20 protein-coding genes are annotated in these 21530 nt (G+C 42.4%); 7 read left to right on the plus strand and 13 right to left on the minus strand.

Going from position 1 to position 21530, the window contains the following annotated elements:
* Positions 1-8: 8 nt before the first annotated feature.
* Together ACI0FF_RS08485 and ACI0FF_RS08490 are read left to right on the plus strand one after the other, a co-directional pair.
* The gene (locus tag ACI0FF_RS08485) at positions 9-2162 is read left to right on the plus strand and encodes an SH3 domain-containing protein (RefSeq protein WP_419799645.1); all 2154 of its coding nucleotides are present in this window, start codon (positions 9-11) and stop codon (positions 2160-2162) included.
* 24 nt (positions 2163-2186) lie between these two features.
* Positions 2187-2726, plus strand: coding sequence for a hypothetical protein (locus ACI0FF_RS08490; RefSeq protein ID WP_419799646.1), 540 nt, complete (start codon positions 2187-2189; stop codon positions 2724-2726).
* Between the two features lie 49 nt (positions 2727-2775).
* On the opposite strand, the gene ACI0FF_RS08495 is transcribed toward ACI0FF_RS08490, so the two are convergent.
* On the minus strand, positions 2776-4194 hold the full coding sequence (locus ACI0FF_RS08495) for a caspase family protein (protein ID WP_419799647.1): 1419 nt from the start codon (positions 4192-4194) through the stop codon (positions 2776-2778).
* Positions 4195-4340: 146 nt separating this feature from the next.
* Between ACI0FF_RS08495 and ACI0FF_RS08500 the strand changes: the two genes are divergently transcribed.
* The 4 genes from ACI0FF_RS08500 to ACI0FF_RS08515 all read left to right on the plus strand — a co-directional run bounded on the left by ACI0FF_RS08500 (position 4341) and on the right by ACI0FF_RS08515 (position 8547).
* Positions 4341-5174, plus strand: a complete 834-nt coding sequence (locus ACI0FF_RS08500) for a hypothetical protein (protein WP_419799648.1) — start codon at positions 4341-4343, stop codon at positions 5172-5174.
* A gap of 13 nt (positions 5175-5187) precedes the next feature.
* Positions 5188-5916, plus strand: coding sequence for a transglycosylase SLT domain-containing protein (locus tag ACI0FF_RS08505; RefSeq protein ID WP_419799649.1), 729 nt, complete (start codon positions 5188-5190; stop codon positions 5914-5916).
* A 517-nt stretch (positions 5917-6433) separates the two neighbouring features.
* The gene (locus ACI0FF_RS08510) at positions 6434-7156 is read left to right on the plus strand and encodes a response regulator (RefSeq protein ID WP_419799650.1); all 723 of its coding nucleotides are present in this window, start codon (positions 6434-6436) and stop codon (positions 7154-7156) included.
* A complete protein-coding gene (locus ACI0FF_RS08515; protein WP_188665316.1) occupies positions 7153-8547 on the plus strand; it encodes an ATP-binding protein in 1395 nt (464 codons plus the stop codon). The genes ACI0FF_RS08510 and ACI0FF_RS08515 overlap by 4 nt, the downstream gene beginning before the upstream one ends.
* Before the next feature lie 24 nt (positions 8548-8571).
* On the opposite strand, the gene ACI0FF_RS08520 is transcribed toward ACI0FF_RS08515, so the two are convergent.
* The 4 genes from ACI0FF_RS08520 to ACI0FF_RS08535 all read right to left on the minus strand — a co-directional run bounded on the left by ACI0FF_RS08520 (position 8572) and on the right by ACI0FF_RS08535 (position 11680).
* Positions 8572-9462: a c-type cytochrome gene (locus ACI0FF_RS08520; RefSeq protein WP_419799651.1), complete on the minus strand. Its 891-nt coding sequence runs from the start codon at positions 9460-9462 to the stop codon at positions 8572-8574.
* Positions 9463-9483: 21 nt separating this feature from the next.
* Positions 9484-9954, minus strand: coding sequence for a c-type cytochrome (locus tag ACI0FF_RS08525; protein WP_419799652.1), 471 nt, complete (start codon positions 9952-9954; stop codon positions 9484-9486).
* A gap of 23 nt (positions 9955-9977) precedes the next feature.
* The gene (locus ACI0FF_RS08530; RefSeq protein WP_188665326.1) at positions 9978-10412 is read right to left on the minus strand and encodes a cytochrome c; all 435 of its coding nucleotides are present in this window, start codon (positions 10410-10412) and stop codon (positions 9978-9980) included.
* Between the two features lie 71 nt (positions 10413-10483).
* Positions 10484-11680, minus strand: a complete 1197-nt coding sequence (locus ACI0FF_RS08535; RefSeq protein ID WP_417822424.1) for a c-type cytochrome — start codon at positions 11678-11680, stop codon at positions 10484-10486.
* Positions 11681-11830: 150 nt separating this feature from the next.
* Here ACI0FF_RS08535 and ACI0FF_RS08540 point away from each other — a divergent pair, with 150 nt between their 5' ends.
* Positions 11831-11974, plus strand: coding sequence for a hypothetical protein (locus ACI0FF_RS08540; protein WP_188665332.1), 144 nt, complete (start codon positions 11831-11833; stop codon positions 11972-11974).
* Between the two features lie 234 nt (positions 11975-12208).
* Here ACI0FF_RS08540 and ACI0FF_RS08545 read toward each other — a convergent pair whose 3' ends face one another.
* The 8 genes from ACI0FF_RS08545 to ACI0FF_RS08580 all read right to left on the minus strand — a co-directional run bounded on the left by ACI0FF_RS08545 (position 12209) and on the right by ACI0FF_RS08580 (position 20906).
* Positions 12209-12871, minus strand: coding sequence for a DsbE family thiol:disulfide interchange protein (locus ACI0FF_RS08545; protein ID WP_188665335.1), 663 nt, complete (start codon positions 12869-12871; stop codon positions 12209-12211).
* A gap of 20 nt (positions 12872-12891) precedes the next feature.
* On the minus strand, positions 12892-13161 hold the full coding sequence (locus ACI0FF_RS08550; protein ID WP_188665338.1) for a hypothetical protein: 270 nt from the start codon (positions 13159-13161) through the stop codon (positions 12892-12894).
* A gap of 231 nt (positions 13162-13392) precedes the next feature.
* Entirely contained in the window at positions 13393-13782 is a 390-nt protein-coding gene (locus ACI0FF_RS08555; RefSeq protein WP_419799653.1) for a hypothetical protein, read from the minus strand.
* A gap of 206 nt (positions 13783-13988) precedes the next feature.
* Positions 13989-14330, minus strand: coding sequence for a copper-binding protein (locus ACI0FF_RS08560; protein ID WP_188665344.1), 342 nt, complete (start codon positions 14328-14330; stop codon positions 13989-13991).
* Between the two features lie 41 nt (positions 14331-14371).
* A complete protein-coding gene (locus tag ACI0FF_RS08565; RefSeq protein WP_419799654.1) occupies positions 14372-17533 on the minus strand; it encodes an efflux RND transporter permease subunit in 3162 nt (1053 codons plus the stop codon).
* Positions 17530-19260: an efflux RND transporter periplasmic adaptor subunit gene (locus ACI0FF_RS08570; protein WP_419799655.1), complete on the minus strand. Its 1731-nt coding sequence runs from the start codon at positions 19258-19260 to the stop codon at positions 17530-17532. The genes ACI0FF_RS08565 and ACI0FF_RS08570 overlap by 4 nt, the downstream gene beginning before the upstream one ends.
* A complete protein-coding gene (locus tag ACI0FF_RS08575; protein ID WP_419799656.1) occupies positions 19257-20513 on the minus strand; it encodes a TolC family protein in 1257 nt (418 codons plus the stop codon). The genes ACI0FF_RS08570 and ACI0FF_RS08575 overlap by 4 nt, the downstream gene beginning before the upstream one ends.
* 267 nt (positions 20514-20780) lie before the next feature.
* Positions 20781-20906, minus strand: a complete 126-nt coding sequence (locus tag ACI0FF_RS08580; protein WP_419799657.1) for a hypothetical protein — start codon at positions 20904-20906, stop codon at positions 20781-20783.
* Between the last annotated feature and the right edge of the window lie 624 nt (positions 20907-21530).

Genomic DNA, 21530 nt, shown 5'->3' on the forward strand with positions numbered 1-21530 from the left:
TTCTTAAAATGACAAAAGTGTCAAATATTATAACGAGAAGAATGAAAAACATTACCAAAGGGGTGATGATTTGTACGGTGTCTTCAATTGCGTTGACGGGCTGTGTTACGGCTCCAATGATGTTAGCTGGAGGCGGCGGGTTAGCAGCAGGGAAAGCGCAACAGAAACAGCAAGCAACAATGGTTGCTACAGCATTTACCAATGTTAATGTTCGCTCAGATGCGGGCACGCAACATAGTAAGCTCTATAGCTTGAAGAAAGACCAAAAACTAGAGGTCCTTGCATCAAAAGATAACTGGTATCAGATTAAAAATTTATCCGATACTTCACAAAAAATTGGTTGGGTTAGATATGACTTTCTAATCGTGGAAAATGTCGGCGCACAAGTCTTTGCAGCAAATGTTGTAAAGACAGTAAAGATGCGTTCTGGACCTGGAACTTCACATGAAATTGTTACTATGGCAAAGCAGGGTGATAACCTTACTGTAAGCGGAACTGATGGGCGTTGGTATAAAGTAAACTCGGCTGATAAGCAGGGGTGGATACGTAATGATTTTGTTGCCATGAATGTGGGTGCACAACCTGTTCAAGTTGCTTCTTTATCTAATGCTCCCAAATCCAAACCTGCGGGAAATGATACTCCAACAAGTTTTGGCGGGTTCCTGAGTGGAATGACGGACAAGCTCAATGGGGCATCTAGCTCGGCAGATGGTGAGAAAGTTGGTAAATTAGCTCAAACTGCAATGATGGGGTCTGTTTTACCATTAGAGCGGCGTGTGGATTATGCAGGGTATTCTGCTGATTTTCAGCCTATTAAAAAAGAAATGCTAAATGGTGATTTAGATGGCGCGTATGATGAATTAAGAAAGCGTGACCAAGAAATCATCGATGATACAAAATCAAATAAAGAATTTGCTGAAGAAGCAGACCTGTTGACACTCATGGAGCATGGTAGTCTATCCCTTGATAAAGGGGATACAAAATCAGCAAAGGATTTCCTTACTTATGCTGAAGATATAATGAAAGAACGAGACGACAGACAAGGTGTTTTGGATGGTGCAAGCGCAATTGGTTCGAGTGTAGCATCTGTTGCGGGTTTTGGTGATTTAGGTGAGTTTAATCCTCAAGGGTTTGAACGCGTTTTATTATTGAATTATAAATCTATGGCTTATTTGCTTGAAGGAAGAAGAGAGGCTTATAACGTAGCTCAACGGGCAATTGATTTACAAAATGAAGAAAGAGAGCTTTTTCAAAATCAATTAGCTGAAGCTAAGGGGGATTTAGATGGCAAGAAATCTTCAGGTTTTGTAAGTGCATCAGTTTTCGACCTTGTTGATAAAATCTTTGATGGTTTTAATAAAGAGGATGTAAAAAAAGCAAATATTGTTAAAGACGCGTTTGTAAACCCATTTGGCGATTATGTTGCTGGCATGATTTATGAGTTTGATGGGTATCGTGACCGTGACATGTTGAGTAACGCCCTTATCTCATACAAGAAAGCATCTCAATTAAACCCTTCTGCGAAGTTCCTGAAAACAGCAATCTCAGATATGAAAAACAGAAAAGTTGCTGGTGGAGGCCAGAAACTTGTTCATGTGGTGGTTGCTGATGGAATTGCACCCGCTAGAAAAACAATGACATATGGATTACCTCTGCCAACAGGTGTTATTCCAATTAAGGTACCTGTGTATGTTTCTGAAGAGAATAAGGTCGGGAAAGTGATTGCTTCTGTTAAAGGGAAGCAAGGTGTAACGACATTGGAAAATCTTGCAAATGTGGAAGCGATAGCTCTTCGCCATGATGTTGATTCTCGCCCTTTGAAAGACTTGAATACAATTCTCAACGTTGGTAGAACGGTTGTGGAAAAAGGTGTTGCTAGTCGTTTTGGGTTTGTTGGTGAAATTGCAAGTAATCTGAGAGAAAGTGTAAGTAACCCAAATATGCGTGCATGGATGACACTACCGAGTAGTTTCAAAGCAAATCGTATCGTGGTTCCTGCGAGTGCAAAAGAAATTACAATTAGTACCTATAGCAAAGGTGGAAAGAAATTAACGTCAAAAACAATTTCTTTAGCTAAAGACGGACCGTCTGTTGTTTATGGGCGAAGCTTAAACGGAACTTTGGCTCTGCAAAATGGTGCAGAAACATGGGGCGTGAATTAATTTTAGGATTGAAAGGTAGATTTTATGTTTAAACGATTTTTAAAAACTTTTGGTGTTGTAGCTATCACTGCATCATTGGCAGCATGTCAAACAACAGGGATTGTTGGCGGTTCCCAAACAGGTGTGTCTGTGGTTGATAGCCATCAACGGACCCATTTGGATGCACGTCTAACTATGGCAGACTTTCTTGCATTCTCAGAAAAACTGACGGATAAAATGTTGTCATCTCGCCAAGTTCAAAACTGGGGTAGCAAAAGACCAAAGCTTATTCCAGGGCAACTTTTGAACAATACGCAAGATGAAACAATTGTTGTATCTGACATTAAAAATCAAATTGTTGAAACTATTTTCAATTCAGGCATGGTTCGTGTCGTTGATAAATCAGCAACATCGTTTGATTACATTTTAAATATGCAGCTGTCAGAACGACGTCAAAAAGGTGCAAATAACCAAGAAATTGCAGGGTTCCTTCTACAAATGAAGTTAAGTTCAATTGAAGGTGAACTTGTTGGAACATGGAGTGATACGTTGACTCTAGCTAAAGCTGGAAAGTCATTATTCTAATAGTAACTGACCTGTTCTAAAATCTAGAAGCTCCCAAGTTTGGGGGCTTTTATTTTTTGCATAAGTTAGTTAAGGATTGGGCTGTTTTTTTAAAGCTATTCTGGCTTTCTTTGTTTATGAAAGTGAATGGTCCATACCGATAAATTGTAAAGCTAGCTATAATATTCTGACGGTCGTCGATAGAGTTTAGAAGACGTTCTTTTGTTTCATACTGATGAGGGAATAGGGCTTCGATTTGATGGTTTCGAATGTCTATCCCACTTGATTGGTTGTTTGAAAACAATCGTTGTGCATGATGAAATGACAAGGTTGCTTGAAGTGAGCAGTTATCGGCATTCCAGTTTATATTGTCATATCTTAATCGTGTAGAGACAGGTTCCGTCTTTGATATATATTGTTTTTCAAGTAGCGTTGCCATTACCTTTAAGGCATCCCGTGGTGTAGAAATTTTTTTTTCAATCTGTTTATTTTGTTTTTCCTTTAATATGCTCTTGTGTTCAAGAGCAGTAAGGCGCTTTTCAAATTTTGAAATAATTGGTTTAGGTTGTAAAACTTGTTTAGTGCGTGAGCTTTTTTTAGCAATTTGATTAACTTTTGATAAATGCTTTCTTGTTTGATATGGCCCTTTGTATGCAATGCTGATGGCGAAGTTATCGTCACCAGTAAATGAAGGCATTTGTTCTCTCATATATACGCGCCTAGCTTCATAGCGCATATTCGTGTTTAGGTAGGAGTAAGCTTCACCAAGCGTGACAGAATTGTCTTTGTTTACATCAGCTTTCCCATATAAAGCCTGCAATAGAAATTCTGTAAATAAACCATGATGATTTATTTCATCTTTAGATGCAATTTGATTGTCAGAGGTGGCGATAAGTAGGTTTACGTCTTTTTTCTTAATGTAACTGGGTTTGCTAGATAATATTTGAGCACCTGATGCATTTTTAATTAAAGGGCCATTATGTGAGTGTCCAGAAAACCCTGTATCCAAGAAAACTGTTACAGTCTTAGCCTCACTTTTGAAAAGGTTGTTTGTAAAAACTTCAAGAGGGAAGCCATTAATTTCAACTGTTGATATATCTGCATCTGTAGGCAATAAGTATCTTTTTTTATTTGTTAAACCTGTAAAACCATGACCTGAATAATAAATAAAAAGGTTCGATACATTTGGTTTTACATATTGGTAGACGCGACCTTTATAGCTCTGTTCATTTCCAAACACCGTTGTCATTTGGGCTTGGGTGGCATTTTCAAAATAAATAATGTTTTCAGATTTGATATGACGGACTTCTTCCATAAAGTTTCGTATGGCAAAAGCATCACGGTCTGAGAATTGAGAATCTGGGATATGTTTGTCTTGGTATGTTTTATTACCAATGATAACAGCAATATCGTCATTAGCAAAAGCAGGTGCAATCAAGGATGCTAAGGCACTAATGAGAATAATCAGGCGAGTATTCAAAATAACCATATTGAGACATTCCAATTCTATGAGATCTTTTCTTTTAACACGCCAAACGTGTCAGATAACAAAACATTTTTCTATTATCAAAAATAACCCTCTACGAGCTCCATAGATTGAATAGATGATAAATGTTGAGTGATAAGGCTTGTGACATGTTTAGATGGTTTATTGTTTTTATAGGTGTTCTAATTTTTTCTAACGCGGTTTCAGCGCAAAGCACCAAAAATATTCTTTATTTGGTCGTGGATGGTGAAGAAAATCAAATAGCGCGTGATAACCCTATTTTTCAAAAACTTTATAACAATATTGGAAATTTTCTTGTTGAAAGTGGTTTTGAAACTTTTGAAGAAAGCCAAGAAACGATTGAAATGTCTCGTTCCAAGGAAGAAGCTTTAGAAGTTTTACATGATGCAAGAAAGCAATCATTTGATATTGCGGTTTTGTTATCTTTATCTCATATCAGTGAGTTGACACCAGTAGGCACTGAAGAAAAGACATTTGTTAACTTTGAACTATACAACCCTCAAACAATATCAAAAATAGAATTATTCAATGATGAATATTTTAAACTTCGCCCAGAAGCTGAAAATTGCGTAGATGAATGTTTGAGCTCAATAATTCGTGAAAATATAAAGCAAATGTTACCGAGCCTAGAATATGCTTTGGTTCAACGTTTAGATGAAGCTTCTCAAAGTAAGGATAAGTCATTTACTGGAATATATTTAACGTTCTTTGGATTTTACCCTAATGAAGTTCGTGCAGTAAAAGACCGATTAGCCGATATGCCAGCTACGCAAAAAATGATTTTCATTGACGAAAACAGAGGGCAGATAAAATTTAGCTTATATCGTGATGAAGATACATCTTCAGTTAAATCTGATTTAATTCAGGTGCTCTCATTCCTTGACTTGAAATCACAGATATTTGTTGATTGGGAAAATGTCGAAATACGAAAAGTTGCACCTTCTTTAGCATTCTTGAATTAATGGAGAGAGTAAGATGATGAAGACCTTTAAGATAAGCTTATTCTTTTTTTCGTTATTCCTAATCGGAGTTAACTCTGCACATTCAATGACAAAAGCAACGGTACAAAATATAGTGATAAAGGAAGCATCACAAAGTATTGTTCCTCCAGCTCTTGCTCTGGCTGTTGCGCGAATTGAATCAAACTTCAATCCAAAAGCGCATAGTTCAGCAGGTGCCCGAGGCGTTATGCAAATCATGCCTGCTACAGCAAGAGGGGAGTTTAATGTAGGTGCTTCTCGTCTTTGGGATGCTCGGTTAAATGTTCAGTTGGGGGTTCGCTATTTAGAACAATTGTATAAACAATATAATGGGCGCTGGGACTTAGCTTTATCTCATTATAATGGTGGTACTGTGAAAGGGAACAAACCTCATAGTTACACAAGAAAATATGTGGCTGATGTAATGAAATGGAAAAGGCATTATTCTTCCAAGCTTCCCCAGAGACAGGTTCAATATGCAAGTAGGCATAGATTTGATAACCAACGTGAACGAAAAATAAATAGAATTAGAAGTGATGTTCGAAGACAAATGAAGAGGGATTTAGAATTCTCTAAAACCCTTTCTAGCAGAAGATATAATGATGACATGCCTGATGTAAGAATTACGAAAAGAAGAGCATTTAATGTGCGAAGCAATTTTGTAAGATATCAACGTACCAAGTTTTTAGAAAGTCGAGATTATTTTTTTGATGAAGGATATTAAATATTACTACGATTTTACACATTTTTTTACACATAAAGATCAATTTTTGAGATATTTTCTTTTGGTTTCATCTGCTTAACAATGAATCAATCAGGCTCATAACCTGAAGGTCGTCAGTTCAAATCTGGCCCCCGCAACCATATCAAAGAAGCCTCACACATCTGTGTGGGGCTTCTTTGATTCTGGATGTTGGGGTGGCATATATGATCAGTAAGGAATAGCGCCAAGGCGCGCTATTCCGGCAGTTCGGCCGAAGGCAACGGCGCAGCAAGCGTAGCGAGCGAGTACGATAAATCTGGCCCCCGCTCGACCTGATAAGAGCGATAAAATGACACCAAAACTATCTGCCCTGTTACCCGCCGAAATCTCCTTGGGTCATCAATAGGTAAACATCTATAAATCAGCTTATGAATGCTTGTGACGTTTATGGTACGATTTTATTTTCAAAATGTTCTGTAAAACTCTGTCACACTTTTATCTTCGCATCATTTTGATAAGACAGATATAATCGGTACCCATGAGTACTTCACAGCATATACTTGTCGTAGATGACAATAAAGAAATTCGAGATTTGGTCTCACGTTTTCTGACCAAAGATGGTTATCGTGTTTCAACAGCTGGTGACGGTCGGGAAATGAAGAAGATTATATCAGATGCCCGCATTGACTTGATCTTGTTGGACCTGATGTTGCCGGGTGATGACGGTTTGACCCTTTGTCGTGATATTAGGGCGGATTCCAATATTCCGATTATTATGTTGACCGCCAAAGGCGAAGAAATTGATCGGGTTATTGGTTTAGAAATGGGGGCAGATGATTATGTTCCCAAACCTTTTGGCACCCGCGAATTGCTTGCTCGTATCAAAGCTGTTTTGAGACGTTATCACGACGTCGGTATTCCCGCTGTATCTACTGATGCGCCCATCAATTTTTTGTTTGATGACTGGAAGCTTGATACGTCAAAGAGAGAGCTTATTTCGATAGATGAAGTTGTGGTTCCCTTAAGTACAGGGGAGTTTACTTTGCTGATGGCCTTGGTGGAACGTCCACAACGAGTCCTTAACAGAGATCAGCTTCTGGATATTGCAAGGGGCAGAGCATCTGTCGCCTTTGATCGGAGCATTGATACACAAGTCAGCCGATTACGCCGTAAAATCGAAAAAGACCCCAAAGCTCCGGAACTCATTAAAACGGTTTGGGGTGGGGGCTATGTTTTCACGCCTGAAGTCACAAAAGAATGAGAAGATTCCTGCCTAAAACGCTGACGACACAAACCATTTGGGTGCTGCTGATTGGCCTCAGTGTTTCACACTTTTTGAGTATGGTGATTTATTCGGGGGATCGTACGGAATCACTTTCCATGCTTGGTGGACGCAACATGGCACAACGTATTGCCAGTGTTTCCCACGTCATTATTGAAACACCGCCTGAATGGCGAGGCCGCATTGTTGCGGCATTAAATGAACCAACGTTTCGGGTGTCTATAAGTCCTGAAAGCACATTGGTTAATGTGCAAAACGATGGTGAGCAGCTAACGCTGTTAAAACAATTCCTTCGTTTTAAAATTGGTTTACCGACCAATACGCCCTTGGCTGTACAATTATTTGAAACGCCACATGATGGTGGTTTTCTCGGGCAATTTCACCCCAATCAATGGATGCATATGCAAATGATGAGCGAAATGCACGGTATTTCTGCCCATCAATCCTTACGGGTATCTTTTACCTTACCTGATGGTAAGTGGTTAAATTTCGCAACCGATATTCCAGAAAGCAATCCGTTCTGGTCACCAACCTCCATCATGTCGCTTATTTCTATGGCTGTTGCTGTTATTGTTTTGTCGATTTGGGTTGTTCGACGGTTAACAGTTCCATTACGCACCTTTGCACAAGCGGCGAGAAGGTTGGGGAAGGATGTTAAAGCTGACCCGATGATCGTATCCGGGCCCCTGGAAGTGCAGGAAGCAGCCAGAGCCTTCAACGAAATGCAGGATCGTCTTCAGCGAATGATAGAAAACCGCACCCAAATGTTGGCTGCGATCTCTCATGATTTGCGCACGCCAATTACATTAATGCGCCTTCGCTCAGAATTAGTGGAGGATGAAACAGATCGTCAAAAGATGTTGGAAACTCTGGATGAAATGGAACATATGATTTCCCTGACCCTTGAGTTTGCAAAACAGGAAGCCGAAACGGAAGAACGCCGCAAAGTGGATATATCGGCCCTTGTTAGCAGCATTTGCGATGATCTGGAAGATGCAGGCAAGGAAGTGTTGTTTGACGATTGTGAGAAAATTCTGTTTGAATGCGCACCGGTCGGCATGAAACGCGTTGTTTCAAACCTGATTGAAAATGCTGTTAAATATGGAGAGGCTGCTCAAATCTCCGTCACGATGGATACTGACGCTCTGCAAATCATTGTTTGTGATAAAGGACCGGGTATTCCCGAGGATCAATTGAAGAAAGTTCTCCAGCCGTTTTATCGTTGCGAGGCATCACGTAACCGAGATACTGGAGGGGTAGGTCTTGGGTTGAGCATCGCGCAATCCATTGTGGAGGCCCATGGCGGAGAACTTATTCTGAGTAATCGAGAGGAAGGCGGGCTTGAGGCTAAGGTGATCCTTCCTCAATAATCGACCTTCCGGATTTTTTTTGTTTCAGTCTCGCTTGCCCGCAGATTTCTTTTTAACCGGTTTGCCAAGATAGGTCGCGATCGCTTGGAGGTCTTCTTCGGTCATCTTGCCTGTGGTGTTGGTCACAACTTTTCCCATGGAACCGCCGAGGAAGTCACCTTTTGGTGTCATTCCCATTTGAAGGCTAAAAATGGTATCAGCATGACTCCAATTTGAGAACTCACTTCCATCTGAAATGAGTAGACTAGGTATTTTTTCACCTTCTGGGCTTTTTGGTTCACCTGCCAGTAAATTATCCCTATCCAATCCACCGAGGAAATTGCGAGATGTATGGCATTCAACGCAATGACTGGGGCCGTTTACCAGATAGGCACCCCGGTTCCACATGGTGCTTTTTGAAGGATCTGGGCTAAAGGGGCTATCGTCAAAGAACAACTCTTTCCAGACGATCATGCCCTCACGAATATTGAAGGGGAAAGGAACATCGAGATCGGGTGTCGGCTCAGCTACTGCCTCAACGGTGTTGAGGTAAGCTTTTAAATCAATCAGGTCCTGTCTTTTCATTTTTGCATATGAGGTATAAGGAAAAGCAGGAAAGTAATGTGATCCGTCTGGGGCGACCCCTTGCGTCATGGCCTCAATGAATTGCTCAGTTGTCCATGCGCCAATGCCATATTTTTCATCAGATGTAATATTGGGAGTGTAGAATGTCCCGAATGGTGTGGGTAAGGCGACACCTCCCGCCAAATGTTGCCCTTTGTTTTTCTTATCCGTATGGCAGGAAACGCAGCCCCCGATATCCATCACATATTTCCCTCGTTTTATAGCGTCTTCGTCGTTGTTGTTGGCGATCGCACTTGAAGAGCTCATAAGGGCTAAGGCTAAAAAGCCTGATGCATAAGAATGTTTGGACATGGGGGCTCCTGGTTTTGTTGCTTAGTCTTTTTTAAGGCGGAAATCTGTATGGCAGGTGGAACAAATTTTTCCTGTTTTTGCAAATTGCATCATTACTGCGCGCTTATCACCAGAGGCAGCGACTTCAGCGAGTTTATTGGTTTCTGTTTCTAAACTTTTGCTCAACTGTGTAAAACGATCCCAATCCTCCCAGATAGCAGGCAGGGCTTCAGTCGGCTTATCCAATGAGCCTTTTGGGAACAGGTCGTTAACTTTGGTGGAATGCACTGCTATGGATTTGGCAGATGATTCAATTGCAGCCGGGTCAAACTTGACTTCGCCTTTTACCATTGCTGCAACGGATTTCATGTTCTTGCCAATGGCGCTCATTAGATCCATACGCTCTTTAATAACGCCCATTGCCCCACCGTGGGCGAATACAACTGTTGTGGCTGAAACAGTTATGACAGCACTGAGAGTTAAAACTTTAGTTTTAAAAGATTTTTTTTTCATTTTAGGTCTTTCTATTTGAGGGATTACATTCCATGGGCTTTATAGCGAATACCATTCTGGCTTTGGACTTCACGAATAAAGTTAATGATATTTTCCATATCATATTGAGATACTTGAGGTTGAGCCGGCATGTTGCCGTAATTCCAGTGGTGGCTTGTGACGCCTGAAACAGCAGCACGATAAAAGGACTCATCACCGTGATGGCCAGGATTGTAAATATCGTGAATTAACGGTGGTCCTTGCTCAGAACCTGAACCGTTTTCACCATGGCAAGATTCACAATTCTTCGAAAATGTTCTTTTACCGTTTACCGCTTTTGCAGACAGTTTGGCGGGCATCTTGACATCTACGATGGCAGCATTACTTGAACCGGACATCATGTTATTGACGACAACACCGATACCACTCAAGAGCAGGCCGAAAATCAATATTTTAGGGATTTGTTGGGAAAAATTCATTTGTTTCTCTTTTTCTTACCGTATAGGGCTTAGTCTGTATGCGTTTCAGTAACAATAATCATCCGCTTCCTTTAATGCATGCAGCTCATATGTCGCGGTCCCTGACATGACAGACTATTGAAGTTCCAAAGGCTTTTCATATAGGCAACCAGATTTTCAGCATCTTCTCTTGTAAGATCCTGTTCTTTCCAAGCTATCATTCTTTCATTGCGTGGCGATCCATTCAAAATCGTCAATATCAACTGTTTATCTGAATGATGCCAAGCATGCATCGTATTGTTCAAAGAAGGAGCCAGTGGTAAACCGTTGTCATCAATGGCTGCGGGATCATCCGGGTTTTCACCAATGCCATTTTTTCCATGACAGGCAAGGCAGTTATCTTCGTAGAGTTGTTTACCTGCCTTTATACGTTTCGCAGAACTATATTGATGACCTTCAAAGCTGGCCCAGCTGTTACCGCTATCTTTACTGATCATCATGGCACCTGTATCTGACACACCGTAGATATGTTTGGGATTACGAGGGTCAATAGTGACGTTTAACAATGCGCGGTTCTGGAAAAATTTTGCCCCACGTTTCCACTTAAGGCTTTTTTCTGAAGAACTGATATATCCATAGTCATAGATAAATGCATGGATTTCCCCTTGCTTGGTCACTTCAAGGGAGACGACAGGTTTGTCTATTGGGCCAATATTTTTCCAGGTCTTGGCTCCGTCTTCACTTTTCAACAGACCATTGAATGTTCCTGCATAAACGGTCTGGGGATTTAGGGGGGAAACAGCAATTTCAAATATGCGTTCACCTTGGATCGGGCTGATCACTTGCCAAGTTTTACCGCCATCACGACTTGCCTGAATTGCTTCATCTACACCATAAAGAATACGTGGATTGATCGGACTGATGGTCATGGCATAAAAGGATGCTTTCCCTTTTGCGCCTTCACCGAGTTCCTGCCAATTGCGTCCGCCATCTTCTGTGCGAACAACGCCCATCTTTTCTGTCTTGCTGACATAGCCACTAGCAAACATGACATTTGGATTGTTTGGATGAGAAATCAGTTCCATAAAATAGCCGGGTGTTTTGTTTAATTTTTTGACTAGGCCGTTGTCACGTACCGTAAAGATGCCATGCGGGGTGGATACGGTGAATTTTTCTTGATCCTTTGGATTGAAAACGATCCCACTGACATCTTTCAGTTGATGAAGGTAAACATCTTGTTTCGGATTTTCTGCATAGACAGATGAAGCAATGAAAATGCCTACTGCCATGATTGATGCTATTTTGGCAAATGCCCTGTTATTCACGAGTTTTTTTCCCCACGTTCCTTTGGTTCAACATAATCGACCATGGTTTTGATACATTGGGGAACCTGTTCGATATCACAGCCAATTAGTTTGGCATATCCAAGTGTTTCGCTCATGGCCTCTCGCAGTTCCTCAAATGTTTTAATGACGATGGTACGTGCAATTGGTGAAATGCTTTACTTTGTGGAATTGCATTTTCAAATCACCTATCTCAGCGCCCTTTCGTGGAAGTTATTTTCACGAGAAGTCATGTCGTAAGTATGTCCGGAACACAGAAGAGCATGACAAAGTTTGACAATTGCCGGGTTTGACAAATTTTGTCACAAAATTCTCTTTTTACGGGTGTCGTGTTGGTTCATGGCATTGTTGTCTATTTTGATAAAGGCACTGATGGACCCGTGTACTGAAAATACCAAATCGTTGCTTGAGTTCTTTTATCGACAATGACAATTCGGCAAGTTATCGCGCTTTGACAATTTCCTGAACGCGTCCCTACAAATCTTTCGATGCTGGATCAACAGCCTTTTCTTCATTTGTATTCTGGGGGAAGACATGTTCAGTTTGTCTTTCATTTTGGGTGATTAAAGGCAGAATATCTCGGTTAAATTGCTCAGAATTAATACTTCCCATATGCCGATATATGACCTGTCCGTTTGCGTTGATCACAAAAACTTCGGGGAGACCATAAACACCCCAGCTTGCAGCGACATCGCCATTTAGATCTGCGCCAATTTTTTTAAAAGGGTTACCATGTCTATCCAGCCAAAGGCGGACATCTTTGGGAGGATCTTTATAATTCAGACCATAAACTGGAATTTGTTGTTGTTGTGTTAGTTCTACAAGCACAGAATGGTTTTCCTGACATTCGTCACACCAAGATGCAAAAACGCTAATGAGTGAAATTTGGCCTGTAAAATCACCTGAATTCAAGCCGGACAGCTCCCCTTTAACAGGAGGAAGCGAAAAATCAGGAACGTTGGTTCCGATGGTTGAGGTGGTCTCTTTGGTGTTTAAGAAATTGTAACTGCCAAAGAGAACAACGATCAGAGCCAGAATGATCAAAACAGGTAGGTAGGTTACGACATATTTCTTATGTTTGATGTCTGCCTGTTTTGATACGTGGTGGTGAAGGTGAATGCTATGGTGGCTGCCCATGACAAACTCCTTTTGTAAAATTAAGAGGTGGTTTTAGGGATGCCGTGAGGGGTGGCGTTTTGTTGTTTGTTTTCTTTTTTGTCGTGCTCATGTGATCCATGACAGCTCTTGCCGGTCATTTTCATCATAAGGAAATGAACACCGATACAGGCGATTAACGGAGCTAATGCGGCCAAAGTACTTCCTTGTGCAATACCACTGGCAAACAGAAAATAAGCACCAACCATTGCAAGACAACAAATCAACATCATGCCCATGTGGGAACCAAAGAATGATTTGAGGTGTTTCATGTTAATCTCCGTTTTTAACAGGGGGAATGAAGGTAAAGGGAAATCACGAGAGGATCCTTTTTTCTCTCAGTTGATCAATTGCATTAAACATCAATTTCATTACGAGAGTTTGTCGAAGAGTAGGGTTGTCACAATTTGCAACAATTTTTTGTGTGGTAGTTTCCTTCAATACATAAAAAACGAGCTAAGTAATCTCAGCTCGTTTTTATTCAAAATCTTGTCAATTTTACATCAATTGATTTTATAGTAGACTTTTTTGTCATCGTCATATGAATGATCTGCAGCCCATTCACTTTGTTCATGCGGCGTTTTTTGAACCATGTTGGTTCCATATTTAGGGTTGGGAACCTGAACAACCTTGAAATACGTTCCATTATCATCAGGTGTATAACCGGGTTGTGGAGTGCTTGATGTTTTCGTTACGGTCATCATCTTGCTGTCAGGGTAATAGCCGGTATCTTCTTGCACGGTTTTTGTCCGTGTATATTGGTAGGGACCGTCATCATGCGAGAAACCGGGTTTCCATGTATTGGAATACTCGGTGACAGAACCGGCTTGGGCACCAAAAGAGATGGCTGTTGTTGCGAGAAGAGCGAGTGCAAAAAGTGAAGAGCGTTTCATAAGTTTTCCTCTTGTTAGGTTAGTATGTTTCGCTGAAGAGGAATATGGCGGACAGGCTTGTCAGTTGTTTGTCCTGATTGTGTCTTTTTGCAACAAAGACATCTTAAATTGAAACAAAATATTTCGATCTATCTATCTGACAAATAATAAACAAAAGAGGTGCTCGCTAAGCACCTCTTTTGATCATGTACAAAGAATGAAACGGCTTAATGAGCCATTTTAATCCCCATAATTTCATACATGCCGCTTTTGCCTTTACCTAAAGTAAAGTCTACTTTTTGACCAGCTTTGACGTTGCTAACATCAACACCTTCAGCAACTGTAAAATCCATTTTCATGGGAGGCCAGCCCAATTCTTTAATTTTTCCGTGAGCGATATTGATCTTGCCATCTTTAACGCCATTGACTGTGCCGGAGGCATGAATACCTTCCATTGTCATTTCATGGCCTTTCATTTCTTTCATAGTGTGCCCATCATCTGCCAACGCAGCAGTGCTTAGAAAGCCAATGCTTAAGGCAGCCAAAGCGATAGAGAGAAGTTTTTTCATTTAAGTTTTCCTTTTATGGAGTTGAATTAAGAGGTGATCAATCAAGAAGCCGCTTCTTGGGCTTCAAGTTTTTTGAGCTGTTTTTCTGCCCGTTTCATCTGCGCGCGTTTCCACAACACAAACACAGCCGGGATGATGAGCAGAGCGAGGGCTGTGGCACTGATCATGCCGCCCACCATGGGGGCCGCGATGCGTCGCATGACTTCTGATCCTGTGCCGGTACCAAACATAATCGGGAGAAGCCCTGCAATAACGACAGAGAATGTCATCATAATGGGCCGGACACGTAATAACGCACCTTCAATGACCGATTTATCAAGGTCTTCCCGTGTGATCTGACGATCTGCGACACGATCCATTTGGCGGTCAAGAGCTTGGTTCAGGTAGACGAGCATCAATACTCCGATCTCGACCGCTACACCTGCCAAGGCAATAAAGCCCACACCGACAGCTACTGAAAAGTTGTATCCCAAAAGATAAAGAAGCCAGACACCTCCCACCAGAGCAAAGGGTAGTGTGCCCATGATGATGCCCACCTCAACCAGGTTTTTGAAATTGAGGAATAATAAGACAACGATAATGGCAATCGTCACAGGGACCACGATGGAAAGCTTCTGTTTGGCGCGTTCCATAAATTCATACTGACCTGACCAAGCAATAGAATACCCAGCAGGCAGCTTGATCTGATCGGCGACTGCCTGTTTTGCATCCACAACATAAGACCCGAGGTCTCGATCTGCAATATCGACATAGATCCAACCATTGAGACGGGCATTTTCTGAGCGGATCATACCCGGCCCACCGACCACTTTGACGTTCGCAACTTCTGCCAAGGGGATTTGTGCGCCACTTGGTGTTACAATTGGCAGGGTTTTAACCTGATCAACAGAATCACGCACATCACGTGGGTAACGTAAGTTGACAGGGTAGCGTTCACGGCCTTCCACCGTGCGTGTCACTGTCATTCCGCCGATAGCAGTTTTGACAACATCTTGAACATCTTGAATGTTCAGGCCGTAACGCGATGCCGCTGCACGATCAATATCGACGGTGACATATCGCCCACCTGTTACCCGTTCAGCATAAACAGAGGCTGTACCTTCTACATTCTTGATAACCTTTTCAATCTCTTCACCCACTTTGGCAATGACTTCTAGGTCAGGACCTGCAACTTTGATCCCGACGGGTGTTTTAATTCCTGTTGCCAGCATGTCGATCCGGTTTTTAATTGGCATGATCCAAGTATTGGTCAAGCTGGGTACATCGACGATTTGATTAAGTTCTCGTTTCAAATCATCCATCGTCAGACCTTCACGCCACTGGTCTTTCGGTTTTAGTTTGATCGTGGTTTCGATCATCGTGAGAGGGGCAGGGTCCGTCGCACTTTCTGCACGACCCGCTTTACCATAGACAGTTTCCACTTCAGGTATGGTCTTGATCAGCTTGTTTGTTTGCTGGACAACTTCATTGACCTTACCGACTGAAATGGCAGGGAATGCGCTGGGCATATAGAGCAAATCGCCTTCATCAAGTTCCGGCATAAATTCGCTGCCAAGATTTTTGAGAGGCCAGTAGGCACTTAAGGCCAAGGCCAGACAAACAACAATCAACGTTTTTGGAAAACGAAGTGCGATGTTGATAAAGGGGCGATACATGGCAATGAGTGCGCGATTGACTGGGTTTTTATGTTCATGCACCACATGACCCCGAATGAAGTATCCCATAAGGACAGGCACCAATGTGATCGACAGGATTGCTGCGGCTGCCATCGCATATGTTTTGGTAAATGCCAGTGGTGAAAATAAACGTCCTTCCTGTGCTTCTAGTGTGAAGACAGGTACAAAACTCAATGTAATGATCAAGAGAGAGAAAAATAAGGGAGCGCCAACTTCGCTCGCTGCCTGTGAAATCACCCGCCAACGGTTCTCGTTATTAAGCTCGGTTTTCTCCATATGTTTGTGGACATTTTCGATCATCACAATGGCTGCATCCACCATAGCCCCAATGGCAATGGCAATGCCACCTAATGACATGATATTGGCATTAATCCCTTGCTGTCCCATAATGATGAAGGCAGCAATGATCCCCACGGGCAAACTTGCCACAATTACGAAGGCAGAGCGCACATGGAAGAGGAAGATCGCACAAACGAGGGCAACAACAATAAATTCCTCAATCAGTTTCTCTTGCAATGTTTCAACAGCACGTTCAATCAGGTTGGAACGGTCATAGGTTTCAACAATTTCCACCCCTTCCGGTAAACCTTTTTTAAGCTCTTCAATTTTGGCTTTTGCAGCTTCAATTGTGGTTAGGGCATTTTCCCCCCAACGCATGATGATAACGCCGCCGACAGCTTCCCCTTCACCGTTTAATTCCCCGATACCGCGACGAAGTTGCGGGCCAACACGGACATCTGCCACATCTCCCATTGTGATAGGGGTGCCGGTAGAAGTTGCTCCTAATGGAATTGATCGTAAATCTTCTTCAGATTGAATATAACCCGTTGCGCGGACCATATATTCAGCTTCTGCCATTTCAATGACAGAGCCACCGACTTCCTTGTTGCCATTTTGAATGGCCATGCGAACCTTGGCTAAGGGGATGTTGAAAGCGCGCAGTTTATCTGGATCAACGATAACCTGATATTGCTTCACCATCCCACCGATTGTCGCAACTTCAGAGACACCGGGGACAGTTTGAAGTTCGTATTTCAAAAACCAGTCCTGAATAGAGCGTAGTTGGGACAGGTCATGTTTACCGGTTTTATCAATCAGGGCGTATTGATAAACCCATCCCACACCTGTTGCATCTGGTCCCAAAGCCGCACGTGCTTCCGGTGGAAGGTTGGGCGCAACCTGACTGAGATATTCCAACACCCGTGAACGCGCCCAGTAAAGATCTGTTCCATCCTCAAAAATTACATAAACGTATGAATCACCGAAGAAGGAATAACCGCGGACATTTGTCGCACCGGGAACAGACAGCATAGCGGTTGTTAAGGGATAGGTGACCTGATCTTCCACAACTTGGGGGGCCTGACCAGGGTAACTGGTCTTGATGATCACTTGAACGTCGGAAAGATCCGGGATGGCATCCAGCGGTGTTTTCATCACCGTATAGGAACCCCAGCCAACAAATAGAAGTGTCAGTAAGATAACGATCAATCTGTTATTCACTGACCATTGAATAATATTGGAAATCATTGGGCGTTACCCTTTTCCAGTATTTCAACACTGCCCAGACCAAACATACCTTCGCCATCCTTGGCTAAGCCAAAGCGGATTTTGTACCCGGCTTTGAGGGCTGAAATATCAAAGTCTCCCAATTTGGTGAAATCCATTTCCATTTCCGGCCATCCAATTTCGGGAATGGGGGCGTGCTTCATATTGATGGTGCCGCGATCAACAGAAACCGAATTGATCACACCTTCGCCATAGGCTTCAATTTTTGGGCTGGTCAGAGCCATGATTTTGGCAATACCCCACATACCTTCGGCATCTTGGGCTAATGTGATATGGACAGAATCATTTTCCTTAAGGCCATCCAACGATGCATTTTGCAGAAGTGTGAAGTCTATGGTCATCGCAGGCCATCCGATTGCGGGGATAGGCTCATGTGTCAGGTTGACCATACCGTGATCGGGCATAAGGGAATTGACTTTAGCCATTGTCGTTGGTGCAGCGGTTTCACTACTTTCTTCTTTGGCATCTGTATCAGATAATCGTTGAATACTGGCGGAAAGACTGGCTTCTGAATCGATCAGGAATTGACCAGATGTTACCACCTTGTCATTTTCTGAAATACCTTTGACGATTTCAATGCGCTGGTTGGCTTCAATGCCGCTGATAACTTCGACAGACTTGAAGCGGCCTTCTCCCAAGGCCAAGATCAAACGATCATGCTTGCCAGAACGGATAACAGCTTCACGTGGTACGGTAAGAACGCCATCTTTCCCCACACCGGAGATGCTGACTTTGGCATACATGTTTGGCTTCAATTCTTCATCCGGATTGTCGAATTTGAGACGTACTTTTAATGTACGGGCCTTGGCATCAAGCGTTGGGTAGATATATTCCACCCGACCTTTCCAATGTTTGCCCGGCGCATAAGACAGGCTCATAGAGGCTTCTTGTCCAACTTTTACAGCTTGGGCCTGATCTTCAAATACATCGGCGAGCAACCAGACGGATGACAGGTCAGCCAGCGTGAAAGTGCTTTGTTTTTGTGTGATGTACATACCATCACGTACATTCATGGCGGATACAACACCATCTTGTGGCGCGCGGATTTGGACTAAACGCTGGATTTTTCGTGTTTTCTTCAACTGGTCAATTTGATCTCGATTGAAATCAAGCGCACGTAAGCGCTCTGCTGAAGCAGAAATTAACCCTGTACGCCCTGTTTGTAAGGCTTGAAGAAACTCTGCCTGCGCGTTTGCAAGATCGGGGGAATAATATTCAAACAGCAATTGACCACGCTTTACCCGTTCCCCAACAGATTTAACGCCAAGATGTTCAATCCAGCCATCTGAACGCACATGGACCTGTTTAATCTTGCTTTCATCATAATCCAGATACCCCACTGTCTCAATATTCTGAGATAAGTCCAAACGCTCGACAGATGCCGTTCTGACACCAATGTTATTAACGACGGAAGGTTTGATCTTAATCGCGTTGCTATCGTCGTCGTTGTTTTCAGCTCCCTCATAGACAGGGATTAAGTCCATACCCATGGGGGATTTACCGGGCTTTTCGCTACGGAAGTTAGGGTCCATGGGGGCAACCCAATAGAGGATTTTCTTTTCCGCGCTGGCGCTACTTCCCATGCTACCTACTGAGCTATTTAAAATACCGGATTGCTGGAGGCCATACATACCGATTGCGCCCAACAATCCTGCGGATAGGGCGATCACAACTGTTTTTGAGCTCACAGCGTTTCTCCTTGAAGATATTGAAGGCGAGCAAGGGATTTTGAACTGTCTATTTGAAGACGCAGATGTTTAAGGCGAGCTTCCAGTTCAGCGACACGGGCACGAACCAGTTCATCAAAATCAGATGCTTCATATTGATAGGCCGTAATTGCAGCCGACACATTGTCTTGGGCGCGTTTAAGAATTTGGTTTCTAAAATTTTGGAGACGTTCTTGCGTACTTTTATAATTCGCGATTTCAGAACGATATTCTTGCGTTAATTCGCGTAACTGTTCATCTGCACGAAGGCGTGCAGCAGCTGCTTGATATTTGCTCGCACTGAGTTTTCGATCTTGACGTTTTTCGGTAAAGAGGGGAATGCTCATTGTCAGCCCGAAACTGACGAGGTCAGCACGTTCCTGTCCCATCGGTGTATCTTGTCTGTATCCATATGATGCACCAACGCCGAATTTTGGTGCATAGTCAGCTTCTGCAAGTTTTACACGTTCTTTGGATGCCTCTTCTTGTTCATTGAACATTTTAAGAGAAGGATGTTTTGTGAGTGCGTCCAAGAAAGCGATTTCATCTAAAGGGAGAGCCAATGCAGGTAGATCGTCAGTTAACGTTCTGGCATTTGCATTTTCACCAATCCATTTGCTGATGTTTGCTTTGGTAACATCAAGGTTTTTAAGAGCATCTAAGGATCGATCATCTAGAAGACTAGAAGCAAGTTCAGCTGCGATAACTCTTTGCGCACTGATACGGCCCGAACTGTAACTTGCCTGCACAGACTTGATGTCATCTTCAACCAAATCTTTGTAATCTTCTAAAATCAGTAAAGCTTTTTTCCAATATAGGGCTTCTAGATAAGATAGGCGCACAGCCTTTAGAGAAAGAAGTTTCCTTGTTGCCTCATTTGCTTGATCTACGCGAGAGAGGGCTGATGCGATTTCAGATTTGGCATCAAGCGCACTGAAATTTGGGATTTGTTGAGTGATACCGACCTGAAACTGGGTCATAGCTTCCTGATCCGTATTGAAGGTATCAGTGGGCAGGTTTAAGGCCCCAAGACTGATCATGGGGTCGGGAAGTTGCCCTTCAGCAATAGCAAGCTCTTCTTGAGCTTTTGAATTGCTCTGAAATTGCTTTGATAAGGGGTCCGCTGCCAGAGTAAGGTTTTCCGCTTCTGAGAGACTGAGCTCCTGAGCGAAAACGACGGTACTAAAAAGGGACAACGTAAGAAAGCTCACGCTTAAGGTACGTAATTTTCTCATTTGTACGCACCCTTTTGAAATCTATAGCCGACCGACATTCTTTATCCTTTCATTCATCATTGTTTTGCAGTGCAAAATTTTAGTTGAGATGAATGTGAAGAAAAAATGTGACTAATGTTTTTCAATGACTAGGGTAGTTTGTGCCAAATTGTGACAAACTTTGACCAAATCCTGCAAGCCAGTTTCTCCTTTCTAAAGCCGCACAAAAAAAGAAGCCCACAATCCTGTAGGCTTCTTCACTGTTAACCTTATTTATCGCCTGAAGGATTATTCAGACATATGAGGTGCAGAGTTCATCATATAGCCACCGCCATAATTCCCACCACAGGGCATATCTGCAAATGTTGGGGTAGATTTGAAAATTTCAGCTTGTTCTGCTGTCAAGACTTTCAAGAGGGCAGCTTCAGCCGTTTCAAGGGCCTTTGCATCTTCGCTGTGGGCAGCCCATCCCCTTAAGACCTAACCGTACAGATGAAATAGACGGCGAAACCTCGTTTTTATGATGATGGGCATGTAACATGATGACCTCCTCTTTCTTCGTCAATTAGACGCATAGGCATTTACTTGCGTTCGATGGTTTGGAAGCAACAGAAAGATATATGTGATAGAGTAAACATGAACGTGTTAAGGGGAATAGGTCCGATTTTTGCGTCTTTAAATGTCCATCAATATGAATATGCTTTTTAGTTAAAGGTTGTTTTTTTCGTTTATTTTTGAAAAAGAAAAATTTACTTAATAAGGTCAATATTATATTTTTTCTGTTAGTCGTTTGTTTTTTTATTGGCTCGAGAAGTAGGCTAAAAGGTCCATCATACTTAATGATATCATCTATAAGTGATGCAAAGAAAATGATTTCATGATCTGTATGGGCGACGCTATCGACATCTTTAAAGATGTTAGAATGGTTCTCCAAAAAGGATATGAAAAAAAGATCAATTATCGCTTTTTTACTGTATTGTGGGTTTTTTTCGACTAGGCGTGTCGCAAAGTGATCTAATGTATCAATATAGGGGTGCG

The sequence above is a fragment of the Terasakiella sp. 4MB5A genome (genome assembly GCF_050058155.1).
Taxonomy (GTDB): Bacteria; Pseudomonadota; Alphaproteobacteria; order Rhodospirillales; family Terasakiellaceae; genus Terasakiella; species Terasakiella halodenitrificans.